At 43.7% G+C, this 20,759-nt stretch carries 18 protein-coding genes, 1 tRNA gene and 2 pseudogenes; 13 read left to right on the top strand and 8 right to left on the bottom strand.

All coding sequences use genetic code 11. The features are described from left to right. Positions 1–1,057: pseudogene (locus AT710_00710) on the bottom strand. Between the two features lie 47 nt (positions 1,058–1,104). Continuing rightward, positions 1,105–1,800: a hypothetical protein gene (locus AT710_00705; protein KUO93247.1), complete on the bottom strand. Its 696-nt coding sequence runs from the start codon at positions 1,798–1,800 to the stop codon at positions 1,105–1,107. 196 nt (positions 1,801–1,996) lie between these two features. On the opposite strand from AT710_00705, the gene AT710_00700 reads away from it, so the two are divergent. The 3 genes from AT710_00700 to AT710_00690 all read left to right on the top strand — a co-directional run bounded on the left by AT710_00700 (position 1,997) and on the right by AT710_00690 (position 4,232). Continuing rightward, complete coding sequence (locus AT710_00700) at positions 1,997–2,215, top strand: hypothetical protein (protein ID KUO93246.1); 219 nt, start codon at positions 1,997–1,999, stop codon at positions 2,213–2,215. A gap of 96 nt (positions 2,216–2,311) precedes the next feature. Further along, positions 2,312–3,163, top strand: a complete 852-nt coding sequence (locus AT710_00695) for a hypothetical protein (GenBank protein KUO93245.1) — start codon at positions 2,312–2,314, stop codon at positions 3,161–3,163. Position 3,164: 1 nt separating this feature from the next. Then, positions 3,165–4,232, top strand: a complete 1,068-nt coding sequence (locus AT710_00690; protein ID KUO93250.1) for an isopentenyl pyrophosphate isomerase — start codon at positions 3,165–3,167, stop codon at positions 4,230–4,232. 284 nt (positions 4,233–4,516) lie between these two features. Here the strand turns inward: AT710_00690 and AT710_00685 are convergent, their stop codons facing one another. Both AT710_00685 and AT710_00680 read right to left on the bottom strand, forming a co-directional pair. Beyond that, entirely contained in the window at positions 4,517–5,185 is a 669-nt protein-coding gene (locus AT710_00685) for a hypothetical protein (GenBank protein ID KUO93244.1), read from the bottom strand. Next, positions 5,182–6,225, bottom strand: coding sequence for a flap structure-specific endonuclease (locus AT710_00680; protein ID KUO93243.1), 1,044 nt, complete (start codon positions 6,223–6,225; stop codon positions 5,182–5,184). Before AT710_00680 ends, AT710_00685 begins: the two co-directional genes overlap by 4 nt. Positions 6,226–6,448: 223 nt before the next feature. On the opposite strand from AT710_00680, the gene AT710_00675 reads away from it, so the two are divergent. The 4 genes from AT710_00675 to AT710_00660 all read left to right on the top strand — a co-directional run bounded on the left by AT710_00675 (position 6,449) and on the right by AT710_00660 (position 10,100). After that, positions 6,449–6,550 (top strand) — tRNA-Ser (locus tag AT710_00675). 57 nt (positions 6,551–6,607) lie between these two features. After that, positions 6,608–7,597: a hypothetical protein gene (locus AT710_00670; GenBank protein ID KUO93242.1), complete on the top strand. Its 990-nt coding sequence runs from the start codon at positions 6,608–6,610 to the stop codon at positions 7,595–7,597. Positions 7,598–8,104: 507 nt separating this feature from the next. Then, positions 8,105–8,809 carry a UDP diphosphate synthase gene (locus AT710_00665; protein ID KUO93241.1) on the top strand — a complete coding sequence of 235 codons (705 nt, stop codon included), beginning with the start codon at positions 8,105–8,107 and terminating at the stop codon, positions 8,807–8,809. A 151-nt stretch (positions 8,810–8,960) separates the two neighbouring features. Beyond that, positions 8,961–10,100: a peptide chain release factor 1 gene (locus AT710_00660; protein ID KUO93240.1), complete on the top strand. Its 1,140-nt coding sequence runs from the start codon at positions 8,961–8,963 to the stop codon at positions 10,098–10,100. A 48-nt stretch (positions 10,101–10,148) separates the two neighbouring features. Here AT710_00660 and AT710_00655 read toward each other — a convergent pair whose 3' ends face one another. Beyond that, positions 10,149–11,903, bottom strand: coding sequence for a fumarate reductase (locus AT710_00655; protein ID KUO93239.1), 1,755 nt, complete (start codon positions 11,901–11,903; stop codon positions 10,149–10,151). Positions 11,904–12,161: 258 nt separating this feature from the next. Here AT710_00655 and AT710_00650 point away from each other — a divergent pair, with 258 nt between their 5' ends. Beyond that, the gene (locus AT710_00650; GenBank protein ID KUO93249.1) at positions 12,162–13,289 is read left to right on the top strand and encodes a hypothetical protein; all 1,128 of its coding nucleotides are present in this window, start codon (positions 12,162–12,164) and stop codon (positions 13,287–13,289) included. Positions 13,290–13,409: 120 nt separating this feature from the next. Here the strand turns inward: AT710_00650 and AT710_00645 are convergent. Beyond that, a pseudogene (locus tag AT710_00645) lies at positions 13,410–14,868 on the bottom strand (hypothetical protein). Positions 14,869–15,116: 248 nt separating this feature from the next. Between AT710_00645 and AT710_00640 the strand changes: the two are divergent. The 4 genes from AT710_00640 (at position 15,117) to AT710_00625 (ending at position 18,538) form a co-directional block, all read left to right on the top strand. Further along, positions 15,117–16,283 (top strand): hypothetical protein, encoded by a 1,167-nt coding sequence (locus tag AT710_00640; GenBank protein ID KUO93238.1) that lies wholly within the window; start codon positions 15,117–15,119, stop codon positions 16,281–16,283. Between the two features lie 49 nt (positions 16,284–16,332). Further along, positions 16,333–16,638 (top strand): hypothetical protein, encoded by a 306-nt coding sequence (locus tag AT710_00635; GenBank protein ID KUO93237.1) that lies wholly within the window; start codon positions 16,333–16,335, stop codon positions 16,636–16,638. 5 nt (positions 16,639–16,643) lie between these two features. After that, a complete protein-coding gene (locus AT710_00630; GenBank protein KUO93248.1) occupies positions 16,644–17,948 on the top strand; it encodes an asparagine--tRNA ligase in 1,305 nt (434 codons plus the stop codon). Between the two features lie 2 nt (positions 17,949–17,950). Next, positions 17,951–18,538 (top strand): hypothetical protein, encoded by a 588-nt coding sequence (locus AT710_00625; GenBank protein ID KUO93236.1) that lies wholly within the window; start codon positions 17,951–17,953, stop codon positions 18,536–18,538. Between the two features lie 120 nt (positions 18,539–18,658). On the opposite strand, the gene AT710_00620 is transcribed toward AT710_00625, so the two are convergent. Together AT710_00620 and AT710_00615 are read right to left on the bottom strand one after the other, a co-directional pair. Then, the gene (locus tag AT710_00620) at positions 18,659–19,108 is read right to left on the bottom strand and encodes a hypothetical protein (GenBank protein ID KUO93235.1); all 450 of its coding nucleotides are present in this window, start codon (positions 19,106–19,108) and stop codon (positions 18,659–18,661) included. A gap of 256 nt (positions 19,109–19,364) precedes the next feature. Next, a complete protein-coding gene (locus AT710_00615) occupies positions 19,365–20,057 on the bottom strand; it encodes a hypothetical protein (protein ID KUO93234.1) in 693 nt (230 codons plus the stop codon). A gap of 309 nt (positions 20,058–20,366) precedes the next feature. Here AT710_00615 and AT710_00610 point away from each other — a divergent pair, with 309 nt between their 5' ends. Then, positions 20,367–20,621: a hypothetical protein gene (locus AT710_00610; protein ID KUO93233.1), complete on the top strand. Its 255-nt coding sequence runs from the start codon at positions 20,367–20,369 to the stop codon at positions 20,619–20,621. Positions 20,622–20,759 lie beyond the last annotated feature (138 nt).

Here is a 20,759-nt window from a genome sequence, read left to right as displayed (position 1 = left end):
ACTCCACTGGTAGTCCATGCTCCTTTATTTGCCTTATTTCCTCGGTCTCAAACCCTTGCTTTACCGTAACTATGAAAATTATCGTGGAGATAATGATCATTATCACATAGTCCAATGGATATTGTATTAGCCCCGTTCCTCCCGATCCAATATAGGCCATTACGCCGGTGATTATCATGTATGCAATGAACCATGAGGAAGCCTTCACTTCAACGCTATGGCTCTTCAAATATAGGTATATGGTGCCCATTATCAATAATGCGCTGAATAATCCCCACGTTAATGTAAATGGCCAGAGCGATTCATATAATCCGAAGAAAGCATCCGCAGACAGCAAGCTCCAAAATATTGCTGTAAATATAATTACTTCTAGCTTGCTTAGATTCAGTTTGCTTCCATAACCTAAAAGAAATAAAGGCAATCCAAATGCGGTTACTAAGAATACCCAGCCCACGCCCGGCCATCCTGTCCAATATATTAGCATTGATGAGAAAATGAAGCTTAAGGATGCGACAAGCCATGGAACGGGGGACTCATATGGCCTCTTGAGCTCCTTCGCGGTCCTTCTCAATACTATTAATGCAGGCCCACTTGCTAGGTAATTAACCACTGTGGCTGAAGCGGATAACGAGACCAATGAGTACCAGCTTGGAAATGGTAGTAGGAATATCACTGATAAGAAGAACGTGAATATTAATGAGAACCATGGTGTTTGGAATCTCGGATGCAGAGAACTAAAGAGGTTAGGATAATATCCTTGCTTCGATAAGCCATAGAAGCTTCTCGCCGTTGTTCCCAGATATACTCCCATCGTCGCTGCTGGCGATATCCATGCATCTATCAGCAGTACTATGGCAAAGGAAGCCAAAAAAGCAACGCCGCTATATAGTAGGGAACTATAGAATGGCGAGCCCGCCCAGTTTGAATTAAGAAGGTTGCCCCAATCTCCCGGCGTTATTGGCCCCGTTACCTGACCTTCGCTATTTACTAGTTTAATAGTTGACCAATTGATTGCCCCAATGAAGCTTACCTGAAGAAGAACATATAATAGTATCACCAATACAATGGATACTATTATGGCTCTTGGAACATCACGATGAGGATTCAGTGCCTCCCCCGCATACTCAAGCGCCTGTCTGAATCCCTCATATGCGAAGATGCGAAGACTATGCCGCTTGGAACGAGGGCGCTAAATATGGCTTCATACCCAAAGGGCAAGAATCCACCATAATGCGAGAAATTATCTGTATGAAATGCGAGGGATATTAACAAAATGGCAGTTATGGTTGGCACTATGAACTTCCACCAAGTTATTATTGTATTGGTTTTTCCAGCTACATTAACCCCAATCAATTGAATGATTAGGAATACTAGAATTAAGGCTGCAGCAGCTACTATACCCAGCGGAGTTAATACGCCGGCTTGAGTGCTGAATATCGGCAAGTATCTATTGGTATAGGAAATCACGGCCTCTGCCTCAAGGGGTACAGTCGTCGCTACGCCTATGAGATATGCCCATCCCAGGTAATAATTAGATAAGGAACCATGTGTGAAGTGATTTATGCGCACCAGTGAACCAGTGAATGGAAGTAATCCTCCAAGTTCAGCGAATGCGAACCCCATTATGATGAAGAATGCGCCTCCAATGATCCATGAAATTATGGCTGCTGGACCAGCATATGCAGCGGCGCCTAGGGATGCAAATAACCATCCGCTTCCCACCATTCCAGTCACCGAGAGAAACGTTAGGTCTTGGAAGCTCAGCGCCTTCCTCAACTTGATTGTATTTTCACTTGACATGGCATTTCTTCGTTGGAGGTACCATTTTTTAGGTTTTGCTGTGGGAGTACAATAATTATTTAACGTTAGTCGTATTAGCTAAGCTGCCCAGCGCCTTTATTTTCATAAATAGATTGCTGAAACTTTTGATAGTAGATATGGAATTCGTTGTTTTTTAACCGATTCGGATTTAAATAATAACCAAATAAGAACTATCATGGGAAGAATAATGGCCATGTTCATAATAATGGGGGCTTGGATGCTGGTGGCATTATCAATAGCATTCGGTTCCCCCCTTTGGATTATCACCATACTAATCGGTTCTCTAACTGCAGCAATAATTGGCAGCCTAAAACTCAACCAATCCAGCTATCAGAGGCAAGTTGCTAAGCGTCACACCGCCACGGTTCCAAGAAAGAGTGTTGCAGTTTCATAAATGACTTCCTCAATTGGTTTTGAGGGACGAGTATTTCTAGAGCCAATATTGGGGGCGGATAGATATATTAAGGAGATTAGCTTTGCCTTTAACTAAATGGCTATCAGACGAAAACCTGCTGTGGCTGGTGCTTTTTATGAGGATGATGCGGAATCACTTAGAAAGAGAATAGAGTGGTCAATACAGCATCCCCTCGGCCCTGGATCTGGTCAACGGGCCAAAATCAATGGGCTTGTCTCCGTGATAGTTCCCCATGCTGGCTACATATATTCCGGTCCAATTGCCGCCCATTCCTATATGGAGATTAAGGCCCACTATGATCCATCCACATTCATAATAATGGGTCCTAATCATTATGGGATAGGCGCACCAGTGGCTATAATGGATGATGGGGTATGGGAAACACCGCTTGGCGATATTGAGATCGATGGTGAAGTTGCCAAGGCATTAATCAATGCATTTAATTATTTGGAGGTTGATGCTTATGCATTTGAGAAGGAGCACTCGGTTGAGGTTCAAGTGCCTTTTATAAAGTACTTATTTCCGCACTCCAAGATAGTTCCAATAGTGGTTTGGGAACAGACCCTGGATGTTGCTAGACGCATGGCATTGGCGTTAAAGCATGTTATTGGGGATAAATTTAGCGATATCTTTTTTGTTGCATCAAGTGACTTAAATCATTATGAGCCTCATGACATAACCACGGAAAAGGATATGCGGGTCATCCAACAAATTCTTAAACTAGAGCCGGAGGGCTTTCTTGACGTCATGGAAAGGCTAAATGTATCTGTGTGTGGCTTTGGAGCCATACTAACAGCTATGGAGTACTCAAGATTACAGGGCGCTAGGCATGTTGAATTATTAAGGCATGCAACATCGGGCGACACTAGTTCTAATAGGGTTGAAACAGTGGGTTACGCAAGTATTGCGTTTTATAGGGGTGATTGATATAAGCATTGAAGACAGAAAGATAGAGCACATAAAGATAGCGGCACAAAAAGATATAGAGGAAGGATCAACGCTATTCGACGAGGTTCAGTTAATACATAATGCATTGCCCGACTTCAATTTTGATGAAGTAAATACGTCAACACAATTATTTGGGAAACCATTATCTGCCCCATTTATAATAGGGGCAATAACGGGTGGAACAGAACTCTCTGGAAAGATAAATGAGATATTCGCGGAGGCCGCTGAACAATTAGGAATAGGCATGTATGTAGGTTCACAGCGAATAGCAATAGAGAAACCCGAAACTAGATGGACGTTCAGCATAATAAAGGATAAAGCTCCATCCGCGCTTAAGATAGCTAATATAGGGGCCCCCCAAATATCTAAGCTAGATGAAAGCAAGGCAATTGATTGGATTAATGCGGCAATAGACATGATTGATGCATCAGCGATAGCTATACACCTTAATCCAGCTCAAGAAGTATTTCAACCAGAGGGTGAGCCATGGTTCAAGGGAGTCATTGATAAGATCAAGTACATAGCTAAATCCATAAATAAGCCAGTTATCGTTAAGGAGGTAGGCAATGGAATATCAAAGGAAGTGGCGGCTAAGCTAAAAGATTCGATGGTGTCGGCCATAGATGTGGGCGGAATAGGCGGCACCTCCTTCATTAAAATAGAAGCCGAAAGGTGGCGTAGAACTGATATAAGTGAGCTTTCCTCAGTATTTAATGGATGGGGCATACCGACCGCCATCTCGATATGCGAAGTCAAGTCCGTCTTTGATGGAGTGATACTGGCATCCGGCGGCATTCGTTCAGGTTTAGATGGGGTCAAGGCGATTGCGTTAGGCGCCTCCGCGTTCACTATGTCGCGGCCCATGCTCATAAATGCGCTTAATGGTAAGGATCAATTAATGCAATTCGCCGAGAGAGTAGTTAGGGAATTCAAGATAGCCATGTTCTTAACGGGTTCCAAATGCATCGGTGATTTACCGAACTTACCCATAATATTGGGCCCAACCATAATTAATTGGCTCGCTCAGCGTGGAGTGCGGTGCCGCTAATTATCTGACCTCCTCCCTGCCTTTAGGGCGAGGGTTCCCCGAGGTCTTGGGGATTACGCCCCATTATGGACGCTACTCGGTTGGTCATCCCCTCCCGAGCCGGTATTGCGGGGTCGGCCCCTCACTCCCCATTCCCAAAGAATTGACCGGCCGAGAGCCCCATTCTCAGAGATTTCTAAGCTTTACCCAGCCCTAAAGGGCGAGGTTTGCCGTTCCTTTTATCACTAGAGGGGTGTGCGGCCGTAAGGCATTCCTTAAGCCTTACAAGACGATGCTGTCGCTCCTTAGGCAGGGTCCTTAGTGTTATATCTAATAGTTATGGTGGTGCTAGGTTCTTCCTCCGCTCCATTAATTAACCCGAAGGCCAATGCTTGCTTCATCAATTCATTCTTATCCACATCATTAATCGGGTCAATGGTTAAAATGATTGGCTTATTTGTGGCCTTATCAAAGCCTATTAGGATAGCCTTGCTTCCCGGGTATCCTAACTGGAAGAGCTTTACTTGATATTTAACATAGTTTACTCCCCGTGGATCAAAAGTTTTCACCTCATATATGGTTTCCCCATCATAGAAATCAGGCTGAACGTATACGCCAACTAAGTCATCGATTACCACAAGCCTGGTTTTTGGCCTTAGTAGTCCAAAGGCTGGCGTGGATTTAAATGCATCAAGCATGGCCTTCCCTCTAGATAATATGTTATCCCTTTGATCCGGCATTAATTTAATGCCTAGAATTGCAGCTTCATGATCCAGTATTGACGACATGTACTTCAGGGCCGCTTCAAGGAAATCATCGACGCCTCGCTTATAGTAGTAATTCATTTTTACCATGGCCTTATCAAATACTGATCCAAATAATATGTCCAGCTGAGTTCCATTCAGCTCATGCTCAAACATATTCTTCACGAGCATCCAAGCCGGAAACGTCCTCATGCTTCTCATCCTCTTCACATGAATGAGTCCAGAGTTGATGATCCGCCAACTCTGCTCATTGCCTTCTTTAACCTATCTATGGCTCCCTTAACTCTATCTTGATTAAAGTCATGATTTCTCACCAATATATTGATTATTTCATCCTCATTAGGCTTGCCAAATGATACGACCTTAACTTCTATCACGTCAGGCTTAAGAAAATAATCTCGTATGCTTAATGGGTCCATTGGGAACTTATCACTGCCTATCACCTTTACTATTTTCTCTATTGAACCATACTCCTTAATCATTTTTAATGCCCGTTGGGGTCCTACCCCGGGAATACCATCCGGATTATAGTCAGTACCTATGAGTATTGCAAGATCTATTAACTGAATCCTATCTCTTAATCCTAGTTCCGATAAGACATTGCTCAATTCTATCAATTCGGGCTTTATCTCGACATACTCATTCTTATTTGGAAGCTTTCTTCTACCTGTAATTGTCAAGTTCCTAATTAGCCGAGGCGAACCGAATAGGAGCGAATCATAATCCTGGCTACCTGTAGCCCATGAAATCCCCCTAGCAGACATGAAGGCAGCCTCCGCCTCCCCCTCACCTGGCGCTTGCACCCAGGGTATACCCATTGCCCTCAACAATTCCTTTGCATCATTAACCATATCATCTCGAAGAAATATCGATCGCTGCACATGTTTCCTAGCCTCCTTGACATCGCCTAGCCTAAGAGCCGCTTCCGCTGCTTGGGCCTCCTCGATCTTGCGTTGCCTCCGCCTCTCTATCTCGGTTGCCTTTAGTTGCGGAGGCTTTCCATCAAAGACGTATACCGGTTTAATCCCGTTCTCAAGTAAATTAATGGTTCTATAAAGCAAACCATTGAGATGACTCGTGACTCTGCCCAGCGAATCCATCAATGGCGTTCCATCTGGTTGCCTTATAGATGCAAGGAATTGATATAGAGCATTATAAGCATCAATGGAAATTATGCGACCATTCAGTCTAATTAACTCCACCTCTTGCCTTGACTTTTCTATCAATTTACCAAGCTCAGTTACGCCCATTAGATCTAAGATACGCATCCATATTTATCCTTATCTGACTAAGCATAGAAAGCTAACTCATCTCTCTCCCCGCCTAAAGGGATTAGTACAGCTCATTTTTTATCAATGGGAGGCCGCTCATTAACCTTGCTATTTAGGCGAGGCGGATATAGTTAGTGCCTTAGAGGAGCTAGCACATGTATTGAGAAACCTTAAAAAGGGAATACCCCATCTCCTCATGGTTGCCGGGGTGGCCGAGCGGCCCAAGGCGCGGGACTTGAGTCCCAGCAGCAAGTCATCCCGTCCCCGCATGGGGGCCCGGGTTCAAATCCCGGCCCCGGCGCCAAACTTAGCTTAAATTAGGAACTATGCTTAAATAATTGATACTGTCTCAGGTTAGTCAATGGATTTAAAGATGAGGTTCAGCGGCGGCATATCGATAGAGCATAATGGTCTATCTATCTTGATTGATCCATATAGGAAGTTCGATCCATCTAAATACGACTACGTATTGATCACTCACGGCCATACGGATCACTTTACTTCATCAATAACTAAGGCCAATAATTTGATTATGACGAAGCAGACACGTGATATATTGAGNGAGGTATATGGGTTAAAGCTGGATGGATCCACGGTTATCGAGATAGGCGATTTATTGGTTCTGGATGAGTTAAGCATAAGAGCCTTGAATGCCGGCCACGTTATTGGCAGCGCAATGTATTTGCTGGAGTTCAATGATTTATCAATTGGAGNCACCGGTGACTTTAATATGGAGGATAGCATTGTTCAGAGGGGTGCTGACTCGATGAGGGATATAGATATCCTAATAATGGAGGGAACATATGGGAGCGAGAGCTATATATTCAGGCCTAGAAGCGAGTTATATGACTTAGTGCTTAATGAGGTGGAGCAATCAATTAGCCTCGGCAATAATGTTATATTTAGTGGTCACCCCCTGGGCAAGGGACAGGAATTGGCGGTTCTGCTTCAGAAGTATAAGCCATTCCTTGATTATAATGTATATAAGTTAAATAAGTTGCTCTTAAAGGAACCCATGGGATCAATAATGGTGCCGGAAGCCGATCATGATGAGCCAATAGTGGCGATAACGGGTACCCATGGCGATCTTCGACTAAGATTCCGCAATGTATTTAAGTTGAAGCGGCCAATGAATATAATAGGAGTAACGGGTTGGGGCTATGGCAACTCAATTCAACTAAGTAATCATAGCGATTATTTATCTCTCGTTAAGTTCGCATTGGAGTCGCGCGCTAAGGCTATATACACAGTATATGGGAATGCCGCATTACTTGCCCAATCGCTTAGGCGCAAATATGGCTTGAATGCTCATTTAATGCCAACCAATGAAGGCGATATAACTAGCTATTGATACAGGATTAGTTGGTTCTCGCCCATGATTTCTAAGGAATTGATTATAAAGGGAAACCAAGAAAGTTAAACTCCCGCTCCTCATCATAAAGATAAAAATGGCTGACCTCCTCCCCGCCATTTGGCGAGGTTTGCCGTTCGTTTTATCATCATCTTTAAGCCGCTCTTTCCTCATCGTTAATGTCTATGCCCAATTCAAGTCTGTATTATTGATGGGAGTTTCAGTAAGATTTAATAAGCTGCATGCGATTAATGGCGGATGGCATCTATGGATTGTTGCTTATCGTCATGCAGCTATAAATGTAGTGATGATGAACCTTACTTGGTTGAGAGATGCATGGAGGAGTGCTTTAATTCATGTATATCCAAATAAATGATTTATAATGAAGGTAATGGCTTGCCTTTTAAGGCAGTGTAATCAACGTATTGAGTGGTTAGGCATTGAAGTTAAATGGATAAATATATATGCGCAAAACATTTAAATTAATGAATTGCCAATGCATGCATAATGGGTCAAGGATTTTCAAAGCTTCCGTTGCATATAGGCGTGATACCTGATGGCAATAGGAGATGGGCCAAGAAGAATAATACTGACTTCATATCGGCTTATAGACTAGGTGCAGATAAGGTGGAGGACTTCCTGGATTGGGCTATAGAGATGGGGATAAAGGCCGTCACTGTTTATGTATTGTCGCTGGAGAATCTATTGAATAGAAGCGAGATCGAGAAGAACATAGTATATGAATTATTGATTAATAAATTGATAAAGACCAGAAATGATCCACGGATTCATAACAATAAGGTGCGGATAACTGCAATAGGTAGGTGGAGAAATCTTCCCCAGAGCGTGGTCAACGAGATAATGACTGCAATGAAGGTGACCAGTGATTATAATGATCATTTCCTTAACTTGGCGATTGCCTATGGTGGAATTCAATCCGTGGTGGATATGGTTAATAACATCATCGGTTCCAAGAGCGAGATAAGTGATGGTGATTTATTCAAGTACTTACCTACATCATTCATGCCATATCCAACCATTGATTTAGTGATAAGGACGGGCGGGGAATATAGATTAAGTAATTTCTTTCCATTGGAGACTGCCTATGCCGAAATGTATTTCACGAATAAGTATTGGCCGGATTTCAATAAGGATGACTTAATCGATGCATTGAATTTCTATGCTGGCCGTGAGAGGAGGTTCGGCCGTTAGCGTTCTTGTTTGTGTTACTTTTCATTAAAGTTTAATAAGTGGCATTTGGATTGTTTCGTTTCAGTGATGATTAGGTTTCCGGCTTGAGTGGTGATAGTTTCACCCCTGACTGAGTTTAGTAAGGTTTATAAAGGGTTGCTATACATCGAATGTGATTCAGGATGGATGCACTGGAATAAAATCAATTAATGAGCTTAAGATCCTCATATCTATGTTGAAGAAGTATAGGGGATACGCCACCACGTTAGTGACGCTCTATATTAATGGAGATAGGCCCATACCAGACATAGTTAACATGCTTCGAGAGGAGTGGGCTGTTTCAGGTAATATAAAGGATAAAACGACAAGGAATCACGTTCAAGACGCTATCGATAGAATAATAGGAATGCTTAAAGGAACCCCCAAGGCTCCACCGAATGGATTAGTCGTATTCGCTGGTTTCCACATGATATCCCCAGGTAACTATACTTGGGTATCATACGTCGTGATTCCGCCCTTCAAGATAAGCACATTCAAGTACATATGCGACATGACGTTCCACACAGAGCTTCTTGAGGAGGGCGCGAACACTACGTCTACATATGGCATAATAATAGTGGAGCGAGGTGAGGCCGTAATAGCGCTACTTCGCGGAAACTATTGGGAAATAGTGAAGAAAGTTCAATTCTTTGTTCCAAATAAGCATAGCGCAGGTGGGCAATCAGCGCTTAGATATAAGAGGCAAACTGAACACTTGGCCGAGGTATTCTATAAAATGCTAGCCGACTCCGCTAATGAGATATTCCTCAAGATAAACGATTTAAAGGGAATAATAGTCTCAGGCCCTGGTCCCACGAAGGAGGATTTCTTGAAGGAGGATGCATTAGATTATAGGTTAAAGGATAAAGTGATAGCTATAGTTGATGCTTGTTGCCCAGATGAATATGGAGTAATAGAAACTATTAGAAAAGCCAGCGAGCATATCAAGGATAATGAATACGTCCATGCCAAGGAACTTCTTGAAACCTTAATGGAGTACGCTGTCCGCAAGAGCAATTATGTTGTATTTGGTAGGGAATCCACAATGAAGGCCTTAAAGTATGGAGCCGCAAGAATAATACTGGTCAGCGAGAACGTGGGGGAGGAGGAGATACTTAACTTAGTCGTGGAGGGAGATAAGAAGGGGATAAAGGTAGAGGTAATTCCAAAAGCCGTCGAGGAGTCTAAGATGCTTGATGAAACATTCGGAGGATACGCGGCAATACTTCAATACCCAGTAACAACATTGGAAGCTCAAGACAATCAGCAATAAGGGAACCCTCCTAAGAGGCTAATTTTAATAAGAGGGCTAGATATACGCTTAATATTTGCGTTCCTCGGGCTTCCACTTTGTAATCCTCACCGGTATATATGAGAAACTCGGGCCTTCCTTCGTGTAGAATGCCAAGGTATGCTTTAGCCAATTAACGTCATCGCGCTTCGGGTAATCTATCCTTGCATGTGCTCCCCTGGATTCCGTCCTATTTAATGCGCCCAGCGTTATTATTTCTGCTTGCTCCAGCAGGAAATCTATCTCCATTAAATCCTTTAGGTTCTGGTTATATACTAGTCCTCTATCCTCTATCCTTGAGTTATTGAACCTCTCCCTTAACTTCTTTAGGGAGGAGTACGCCTCCTCAAGCCCGCTTTTTTCCCTAAATACATACACGTAAGTATCCATTATCTTGTTCATTTCGTGCTTAATGTCATATGGATTCTCCGCATTGGTTTCCTTATGGAGCAATCCATCAAATATCCTCTTTTCCTCTTTCTCCGCGGCTTCCTTGACGTATCCATCATATCCAGGTTCAGTGGATGAGGTCATTGCATATTTAGCGGCTTCTTCACCGGTAAAGTGGCCCCAAACCAAGCACTCGCTTAATGAGTTGCTTCCAAGCCTATTAGCACCATGAACGCTCACATTAGCGGCTTCCCCAGCCGCCCATAGATTAGGTATCTTTTTCTCCGCATCGATATATACTTGCCCCTTTAGATCAACATGAATGCCGCCCATCATGTAATGCATGGCTGGCCTAACTGGAATTGGTTCATCAACGGGATCAACTCCTATGGTCTTTATGGGGATCTCGCGAATCATGGGCAACCGTTTATTTAATCTCTCTTCACCGAGGTGCCTTAAGTCGAGCAATACATAGCTAAGCCCGCTTTCTTCATCCGTGAATCCACGGCCCTGATTTATCTCCGTTATTATCGAGCGGCTCACTATATCGCGTGGCGCTAATTCCATTCTGCTCGGCGCATACCTCTTCATGAATCGCTCCCCATCCTTGTTAACCAAGTACCCTCCCTCTCCCCTCGCTCCCTCCGTTATCAGTATCCCATTGGGCACTAATGCGGTTGGGTGGAATTGAGGGAACTCGAAGTCCTTTAACGGTATGCCCGCTCTATATGCAAGGCTGTAGCCATCTCCTGTGGAGGAGTGAGCCATGGTGGTGAATCCATATACCCTGCCATTGCCTCCCGTGGCTATTATGCCTGCCTTAGCTAATATTACCTTGAACTCGCCCGTCTTTAGGTCAATAGCGGTTATGCCCCTGAATACTCCATTCTCGAGAATAATGGATGTGGCGAAATGTTCATGAAGCATATCGATATTGCCGAATCTCAGTGTATTATCATATAATGTGCTCAGCAAGAAGAAGCCGGTCTTATCTTGAGCAAAGGTAGTTCTCGGTATAGTCATTCCTCCAAACGGTCTTTGTAAGATTTTTCCCTGGGGATCGCGGGACCACGGTACTCCCAAGTGATCCAGGAACTTTATTTCCTGAGGCGCCGTTTGCACCAATAGCTCTATAGCGTCTTGATCCGCCAGGAAATCGCTCCCCTTAGCAGTGTCATACCCATGAAGATCTAAACTATCGCCATTCTCCTTAGGGTAAAGCACTGCACTGGCTCCGCCCTCGGCTGAGACGGAGTGGCTTCTCATGGCATGAACCTTGGATACCACCGCTATCCTTATTTTTCCATTGGATATTCTAGCGGCCTCGAATGCTGCCCGTAATCCGGCGAGACCGGAGCCAAGGATTAATACGTCGTACTTTAATACCTCCACCATAGCAGCCACGCATTAATTCTTATTTATAAAAATTCCGTCTTGGCTGTGATTAGGTATAGAACCGTTGTAGAATTTCAAGAAAAACTTGTTTGAGATGTGTTTAGTCCAATTAATGGACTGTGTTCACCGCATTCCTGTTCGCGGTATCATGAGAAACATTTATAATAATCATAGTTAATAACCCATTTCGTGAATTTACGCGTTAATGTGGAGGAAATAAGTCGCCAATTATATGTCTTTGGCCCGGCTTGGCTTGTCATGATGGCCGACATAGATGTAGCCAGCATAATCACTGGGCTTCAGTCCGGCGCTACTTGGGGATATAGAATGATATTTATAATGCTTGTATTGACAATCCCATTATTTATAGTTCAAGATGCGGCCGGCCGTCTAGGCACAATTAGCGGCCTTGGATTAGGAGAAGCGGTGAGGATTAGGTATGGCAGTAGAATTGCTGCTTTATTGGCTATTCCCATGGCTGTGACCGATTTTTTGGAATATGTGGCTGAATATGCTGGCATGGCTATTGGAGTGCTTCTTTTAGGCCTTCCATTGGTTCCAATTTTATTGGTTTTATATATAACGCATGCAGTTGTCGTATTATCCAGTAGTTATAGGAAGGCGGAAATAGCTATGCTTCCTATAAGTTTCATGCTTGTCGCCAGCATAGTTGCCTCTGCCTTACTGTTTAAGCCGAACCCATTATTGTTGCTAAGAAGCCTATCCCCGCTTCAACCATATGGCAACCCATCTTTCGATTATTTGCTCGCTGCAAATATAGGTGCAGTGATAATGCCTTGGATGCTATACTTTCACTCCGGCGCCGATTCCAGGAAGAAGCTGAGGAGGAGTGATTTAAAAACAGAAAGATTGGAGACGCTGATTGGAGCAATAGTATCTGAAATATTAATGGCCCTGATAGTAATAGACGGATCACACCTAAATATGGTTAATGACTTCTTGAATGTAACTGAGTTATCTAGCGCTTTGGCTCCATTTGGTTCACTGGCGCCACTAATAACGGCAATTGGGTTCTTGGCGGCGGGCTTTTTAGCATTGGTAGTCATCTCAATGGCCTCTGCCTGGGGAGTTCTGGAAGCCATTGGGCATACATCCAGAAAATCATTTCTAATCATTTACCTACTAGAAAGCCTCCCGGCCCTTCTGCTGGTGATATCCTATAATAATTACGTGGAACTAATGCTTGATTTAATGGTGGTCTACACGATAATAATAGTACCATCGCTATACGTGCTGGGCAGATTAGTTGCTGATTCAAGGGTGATGAAGGGCACTCCCTATAAGTTCTGGGAATCTATTCTATATTGGATAATGACTGCAATAATAGTAATTGGAGGAGTAGTTGGATTAATTGCAATCATGTGAACTACCCCGCCCTTAAGGGCGAGGTTTGTCGTTCGTTTTATTAATTAAGGAAGTATGGGAAGGAACGTAAATTAATGGAAAAGCTCGCCCTTAAGGGGCCGGATTTCCAATATTTTCAAATTAATATTGACCAAGGGCTACTCCATCGCCGCGTATATCGGCATAGCCCACTTTCTCATCATTGATGAATTGAATTGCATGGGCCACGCCGGTTGCTCCCGGATACTTGATTTTGCGAACTTCCGCATCAACTTCATCCTCCGCAAATACCTCGGCTCCATCCCATAGAAACCTAGGCGCATCAATGGCTTCCACGACATCCATTCCCAAATCAATTATGTTTGTTAATAGCATGGCATGCTGCTGCGGTCTGAAGTGTCCCCCGCTTATTCCCAGGGCCAACATGGGTTTTCCGCTTTTCTCAACTATTATCGATGACAATGTATGTAATGGTCGCTTATGTGGCCCCAACTCATTTGGTCCACTCATCTTGAAGTCACTGGCCCTATTATTCAGCGTTACCTGATATGTTGGTTCAGTTATTCTGGAGCCAAATGGGTGATAAAGGCTCTGAATTGCTGAAACTATGTTTCCCTCCGCATCCGCCACAACAAAATTAGTGGTATCTCCGCCCTGAAGCCGCTTCATATTGCTCAGAGATGATGCAACCTCATCGAGTATCTTATTTATAGGAATATCCACGTACTTGATCTCCTATATAGGAATCCCTTATAGAATAGGCATGCTTATATATCTCTATGAATTCCTTAACCTTGCTTGATCCTCGGAGAGCCACGTTCCTTCGCTCTATTTCTTTCAGTATTAATAACGTGGTTATGCCTTGACTATTCGGCGGCGACTCATATACCTTAACACCCCTATACTCAATGCTTAATGGTTCCCTCCACTCAGGCAAGTACTCGGTGAAGTCATCATAGCTAAATACGCCTCCCATTGAATTCACATAATCGGTTATCGCGCGTCCCACCTCTCGATAAAAGAATGATGGTCCATTCTCACCTATGGCTTGTATGGTATTAGCCAATCTCTGCATATTGATTCTTCCCCACCTAGGCACAGCATATGTCCTAGTCGTTTCATTATCATGAGACGACTCGTTGATGCCTTTAATGGTTAGTTCAAGCCTCGGGGATACAGGTAAGCCATTCATGGCTGCCTGCACAGCCGGTCGAAGGAGGTCCTGCCACTCCATTGAGCCGTATTGTTTCCAAAGAGAATGCGCGCCCATCACCATGCCCGGTACCACGATAGATAATGGACCATAGCGTGGCATATTCCCGCCGGATTTTTCAATGATGAGTTCCTTAGTTAATTGCCGTGGTGCCCACCCGCTTCCATTAATGAATTCGACTTTGCCGCTTTTTTCGTTGTATATCATTGCCATGAAATCTCCTCCCAATCCATTTAATGCTGGTTGACTAACAGCTAACATGAATGATGTGGCCACTGCTGCATCGATTGCATTACCGCCTTTCTCGAGGATGCTTAGCCCAGCAATGGATGAGAATGGATGTTCACTGGCAATCACTCCTTTTCTGGAAACGAAGGCTGGCTTCACATATCTATTTTGTCGTTATTATTAATAAATATAGGGGGTTATGTTGGTTCAGTCCCCTACGATAATGGGAACAACAAGCTTCGCCATTTATGGGTGGAAGCGGGCGACAAGTCTCATTCCCGTATGGTATGGAGGTCAGTGCTCCAAATTATTATGATTATTGCTTCTTTGAGGAGAGAAGGGTTTAATTTTTCTCATTGTGTGTCGTAACGTTTTTAAGCGGTTTATAGCTTGCGAATCGATTAGGAATGTATGTATTAGCGGCGTTCCAGTTGCTGGGCGGAGGTAGTTCTAGTACAACGGAGTATTGGATATTTAATTTATTGTTATTTGTCGTTTATTTTGGTATTTTTCCATTCCTATATGAGTATCTACAATTGATGCGTTTTCAAATGCAGATAAATGGCTTTTTGCAGCAGTTAAGCGCAACGATAACTAATGGCATCTCTCAATTCTTAGGCGCCGTCAATCAGGTTGTGGCCAAGGATGGCTCCACAGTGGATAGCGACAAGGTCAAGAATGAGCTTCGCAATTTAATGGATTTGGTTGTGATTGATCCCACAAGTATAGAGACCGAGGGATTAGTTAGAAAGCTGAAGTACTTAATCAATATGTATAGCGATAGATTAGAGGGCGACGTGAAGAGAATGATGCCTAACTTGGATAAGCCTATGGTTCAAAACATGACTAATGCGGTCGAGGTTCTACGAAACCTAAACTATATATATAAGGTCGTGGATCATTACTATAAATTAAGTTCTAAGTATAAGAGTTACTACTTGCTATATCAATTAACATTCATGCTCCCCTTCTTGAAGGAGGCAGTTAATGCTTTAAGCGGCTCCATAACATCATTCGTGAAGGGGCAGCCAATAGGTGATGCTGCCGGTCCATTGACCATCTATCGCTTCATGAATAATTCATGCCAAGGCAAGGCATCCATGGATGGCGTTGTGCCAGACACCTATATAGGTCAATGCCTTTATAATCAAAGAAGGATATATTTGATGAAAGCACAAGGACCAGGGGGAACCGTGGGTCACCTCGATGATGCGGTTAATTATTTATTGGAGACCATTAACTTAAAACCAAGGCTCGTGATAACCATAGACGCGGCGCTGAAGCTTGAGGGAGAGAAGACTGGCACAATAACTGATGGGCTTGGCGTTGCGATGGGAGGCATAGGCGCTGAGAAGTTCAATATAGAGACCACTGTCTCTAGGCATAATATTCCCCTCTACGCTATCCTGATAAAGATGAGTGAAGCCGAGGCTTTAAACACAATGACGAAGCAAATAGATGATGCAGTGAATTCAGCTGTTGATAGGTTACGAAAAATAATAGACACATATACTTCCCCCGGTGATGAGATTCTCGTAATCGGAGTGGGTAATACAATAGGAGTTGCTCAATAATTGCTTGAGCTACAGCAAAGTTTTAAACTTCAAAAAAGGGCTGCGATCTATGTCATTCGATGCATTTGTGACGAGTTATTCGGTCGCGGTATCCATTACTGTATTTGCAGCCCTAGTAATTTTATTGTACTACTTGGTTTTCAATAAATCACTAATGGCAAAGATAACGGGCTCGACCCCTCAGCGCCCTCAATTAATCGAGTTCGTAGTACTGAAGTGCCCCCAATGNGGATTCGAGAAGAGGAGGGCATTCGCCATTGGCGACTACATAGGCAAGATAGATGCGGAGAAATGCCCCCATGATGGGTCACAATTGATGATTTCCGCCATAGCTAAGGAAATGCCCAGGGAGTGATCATTATGTCATCGTCAGCTGTGGCTCCCACGCCAATACGATCGATATTCTCATTACCGGAAGGCTCTCATGTAGTGGTTAGGGGCTGGGTTTACAGGAAGCGAGTGCTTAAGAATAAGGCATTCCTCGTTATACGTGACTCCACCGGCATAATTCAATCAGTCTTCACGGATGAATTGGCGGCTGAAGCATCTAAGCTAAACATAGAATCGGCTCTCTACGTTAGCGGAGTTACTAAGAGGGAGGAGCGCGCGCCTGGGGGCATTGAGCTGCATGTTGATAAGATTCTATGGGAGTTCGTGGGCGAGCAATTCCCAATAAATGAAGATGCGGCTAATGCAGATTCCGAACTGCTTCTGGATCTAAGACATCTCTGGGTGCGGAGTAGGAGGATGCAGGCGGTGCTTAAGATACGAAGCACAGTGTTCGCGGCTGTTCATGATTATTTTAGGTCCAATGGCTTTTATGAAGTGCATGCACCGACCTTCATATCTGCAGCAGTTGAGGGCGGCTCCACCTTGTTTAAAGTAAATTATTTTAATAATGATATTGTTTACTTGACTCAGAGCGCTCAATTCTATTTAGAGGCATTGATTTACTCGTTGGAGAAGGTGTATACCATTGCGCCTAGTTTCAGGGCCGAGCAGTCTAGGACTAGGAGGCACTTGACGGAGTTTTGGCATGCGGAGATGGAGGTGGCATGGGCCGGATTACGTGACGTCATGGCTGTGGGGGAGGGAGTCATAAGCCATACAATCAATGAGGTGCTTCAAAACAATCTAGAGGAGTTAAGCGTTATAGGGCGTAAGACGGAATACCTAGAGAGAGTTAAGCCCCCGTTCCCAATGGTTTCCTATGATGAGGCCTTAGAACTATTAAGGAATAAAGGCATTAATTTGAAGTGGGGTGATGATATTGGTGCCGATGAGGAGAGGGCTTTGACTCTGCAGTTCGATAAGCCCATCCATCTTCATCACTTCCCGGAAGTAGTTAAGGCTTTTTATCATAAAAATGATCCGCAAAGGCCGGAAACCACCTTGAGCGTTGACATTCTTGCTCCAGAGGGTTATGGCGAGGTAGTGGGCGGAGGGGAACGTATAGAGAACTATAATGAATTGGTTGAGAAGATTCGCCGCTTTGGGCTTGATCCAAGCAGTTATGGTTGGTATCTGGACCTGCGCCGCTTTGGTTCCGTTCAGCATGCCGGTTTTGGGCTAGGCATGGATAGATTAGTCATGTGGATATGTGGGCTTGATCACGTAAGGGATGCGCTTCCATTTCCGCGGGACATGAGACGCATCAGGCCTTAATAATGCATATATTGGTGACTGGAACGCCGGGCACTGGGAAAACCACTATCTCGCTGGCGCTATCTAAGAGACTTGGCATGCCGTACATTAATCTAAATGGGTTGATTCTAGCCAGCGGTCAAGTTTCCTGGGATCAACGTAGCAATACCTTTGATGTGCTGGATCCGGAGAGAGTTTCCGCAGTACTTAATGAGGAGATTAGAAAAAGAGGTAATTGTATTTGTGAGACGCTTGCCATAGAATTGCTTGATTCCTCTATAATTGATAGAGTCATTGTTTTACGCCGTAATCCATATCTATTATGGAAGGAGCTTCAAAAGAGGGACTGGCCGCTGAATAAGGTTGCCTCCAATGTATTATCCGAACTCCTCAATATCATACCATATACTGCCCGTGATTTATTTAATGGGAAAGTAATCGAAATAGATACCAGCAATTCATCGCTGGATGAATGCATAGATACAATAATCAGAGCACTCAATGGCGAGGCAATTAATGAAGAGATCGATTGGTTATCTAGGCTAGATAATGATGAATTAATGAATTTCATACAGACATTAGAGAAAATGGAGGGACACGCCAATTCTTGACCCTTCCCACATGTTTTTATAGAGAGGGGAGTTTATCGAAAAGTAAATGGAAAACGGAGGAGAGTAGCATTAAGCATACTTCCCTTACGATAATGATCAATGAAAAAATGGTTGAAGTAATCATTTTGTGGATGTTATTAATGGTAGAATTATATTTCTTGTTAACAGCGTTAAATCCTTTATTATGCTGATTCCAGAAAAGCCGGCCCCTTGGAATAACGCAGTTATGCATAGCCTAACTGCTTCGCTATTATCGGATAACATACAAAGCGAGCTGGAGACATTTAGAACGCTTTGTATCTTAGTTATTAATCCATCTATGTAACGAACCATTTCCCCGAATTCCTTTGTCTCTAGTTTTCGTTTTATTGTTTCGCTTCTTATGTTATCTACAAGGGCTAGGACATTTATGTTAAGCTCGCTTAATTTATCTGACACTGTGACCAATGCGTCTCTGATATCTGGAAGCGGATAATTAGTTCCGCTCATGAACTCCAATAAGTAATTATACTTGTCCTCCAACTCCTTCATTACGTTAATCAGTTCCACCTCATTTGAGCTTCTTCCCATTTGCTCTCATTGTTGATTTCGAGCAATTATAAATATTTCCAAGCGAACTACCCCTCCCTTACAGACGGGGACTTTCGACCCCTTAACCCCCGATAAAGTTAAAATTATCCCTGTCCCAAAGGGAGAGGTTTGCTGTTCTCTATCATCTATTTCCACTAAGGATCATTTCGGTGTTAGGCATCATTGCTGGGCAGNAGAATGGTTTTCGTTTAATGATAATTCATGGCTTCAAGCAAATATTTGCTGCGTAACAGTTTCACTTGCTCAGGGTGGGCGTCTTCATTGGGCCGTAGCCCAGTATTTTCCTGTTCATGCCTACGGTTAGCATTGTGAGTGGGACGAAGCTGAACTTAACGATTAATTGCCCAATTATTAGGCTCAGCAGGACTCCCGTGGGCAGGACTCCCAGGAACGCCGTTGGTATGAAGACTAGGCTATCGATGGTCATGGCTATGGGGTCGCTGACCCCAACCCTCCTCACCACTCCCAGCCTCAGCCTAGTGACTAAGTGAACATCAATGTTCTCACTGATTAGGAACGCAACGACGCTTGCCACGGCGATCCTGGCGCTGGTGCTGAGGGCCCCGTCCCCACCAGTGCCCGGCGTGGCGCTGACCAGGTTAAGCATTATGAAGTAGGATAATTGGAGGACAGCCCCAATAATCACCAGCCACCTCCCCAGCCTAGCCCCATACTTCACGCTCGCAATATCCAGCACCGCCACGCTCGCACTATAGCTGAGGACGCCCCCTGGAACCATGAAGGGGGAAATATCCAGCAACCTAACCGCCAATACTTGACTCATGGTTAGTAGGAATAGGTACGTGGCGCCCGTGGCTAGGAGTAGGGCATCACCTCCCCTCCTCCCGCTTAGCCAGACTACCCAGCCAGTCAGTAAGTAGAGCAGGAATGCCTCCCCAAATAAGTAAATCAATTGATACACGCGAATCCCCGATGTGATCTTATTTTTATAAAGATTCCTGCCTAGTTTCTACGCTTTATTGGTTTCGGNAACTAAGCATTAAGTTCATTACTTATTTGTCCGAAAAAGAAATAAATAGGTTTAACGAGAATCTTGAACTTGANGGGTAGGAGAAAAGTGCGTAGAAAGTTGGCAGTCAAGCCAGCTAAGAAGCTGCCAAGGATATTTCAGTGTCCACATTGTGGTATGACCAGCGTTAACGTTATATTGAACAGAAAAGAAAAAACAGNAACCGTTATCTGCAGCAACTGCGGATTAGAGGCTGTCTTTAATGTAGTGGAGGGATACTTACCTGTGGATTACTTCAATAAATTCGCGGATAAGTATTATGCCGGTGAAATAAAGCCAAAGAAGGAGGGAGTTATTCCGGTTATTCCTCAAGCATCGAACAACAGCCAGAAGAATGATGAGAGCGATAAGATAGAGGGAGTTGAGTATGAGGATTTCCCAATTGATGATGAATCAAGCGATGATTTAGATCTAAGAGGCGACTCGCTGGATAATATGGATGAAAATGAAAAGGAGCAGTGAGTCCAGCTAATAAAATAATAAAATGATTGCCCTATATTAATGATTATCGATGCAGTGAAAGGCATTTTGAAGCATCGCATAGCTGGAACCATACTTCAAATAGCCATGGATCAATTCATTAAAATAAATAATGGTAAG

The organism is Thermocladium sp. ECH_B (assembly GCA_001516585.1).
Taxonomy (GTDB): domain Archaea; phylum Thermoproteota; class Thermoprotei; order Thermoproteales; family Thermocladiaceae; genus Thermocladium.
This window is presented reverse-complemented; position numbering and strand designations above follow the sequence as displayed.

Coding starts and splice junctions, on each gene's coding strand:
- AT710_00705 (KUO93247.1), bottom strand. CDS start 1,800: ATGTCAAGTGAAAATACAATCAAGTTGAGGAAGGCGCTGAGCTTCCAA.
- AT710_00700 (KUO93246.1), top strand. CDS start 1,997: ATGGGAAGAATAATGGCCATGTTCATAATAATGGGGGCTTGGATGCTG.
- AT710_00695 (KUO93245.1), top strand. CDS start 2,312: ATGGCTATCAGACGAAAACCTGCTGTGGCTGGTGCTTTTTATGAGGAT.
- AT710_00680 (KUO93243.1), bottom strand. CDS start 6,225: ATGGGCGTAACTGAGCTTGGTAAATTGATAGAAAAGTCAAGGCAAGAG.
- AT710_00665 (KUO93241.1), top strand. CDS start 8,105: ATGGGTCAAGGATTTTCAAAGCTTCCGTTGCATATAGGCGTGATACCT.
- AT710_00655 (KUO93239.1), bottom strand. CDS start 11,903: ATGGTGGAGGTATTAAAGTACGACGTATTAATCCTTGGCTCCGGTCTC.
- AT710_00650 (KUO93249.1), top strand. CDS start 12,162: ATGATGGCCGACATAGATGTAGCCAGCATAATCACTGGGCTTCAGTCC.
- AT710_00640 (KUO93238.1), top strand. CDS start 15,117: ATGTATGTATTAGCGGCGTTCCAGTTGCTGGGCGGAGGTAGTTCTAGT.
- AT710_00630 (KUO93248.1), top strand. CDS start 16,644: ATGTCATCGTCAGCTGTGGCTCCCACGCCAATACGATCGATATTCTCA.
- AT710_00625 (KUO93236.1), top strand. CDS start 17,951: ATGCATATATTGGTGACTGGAACGCCGGGCACTGGGAAAACCACTATC.
- AT710_00620 (KUO93235.1), bottom strand. CDS start 19,108: ATGGGAAGAAGCTCAAATGAGGTGGAACTGATTAACGTAATGAAGGAG.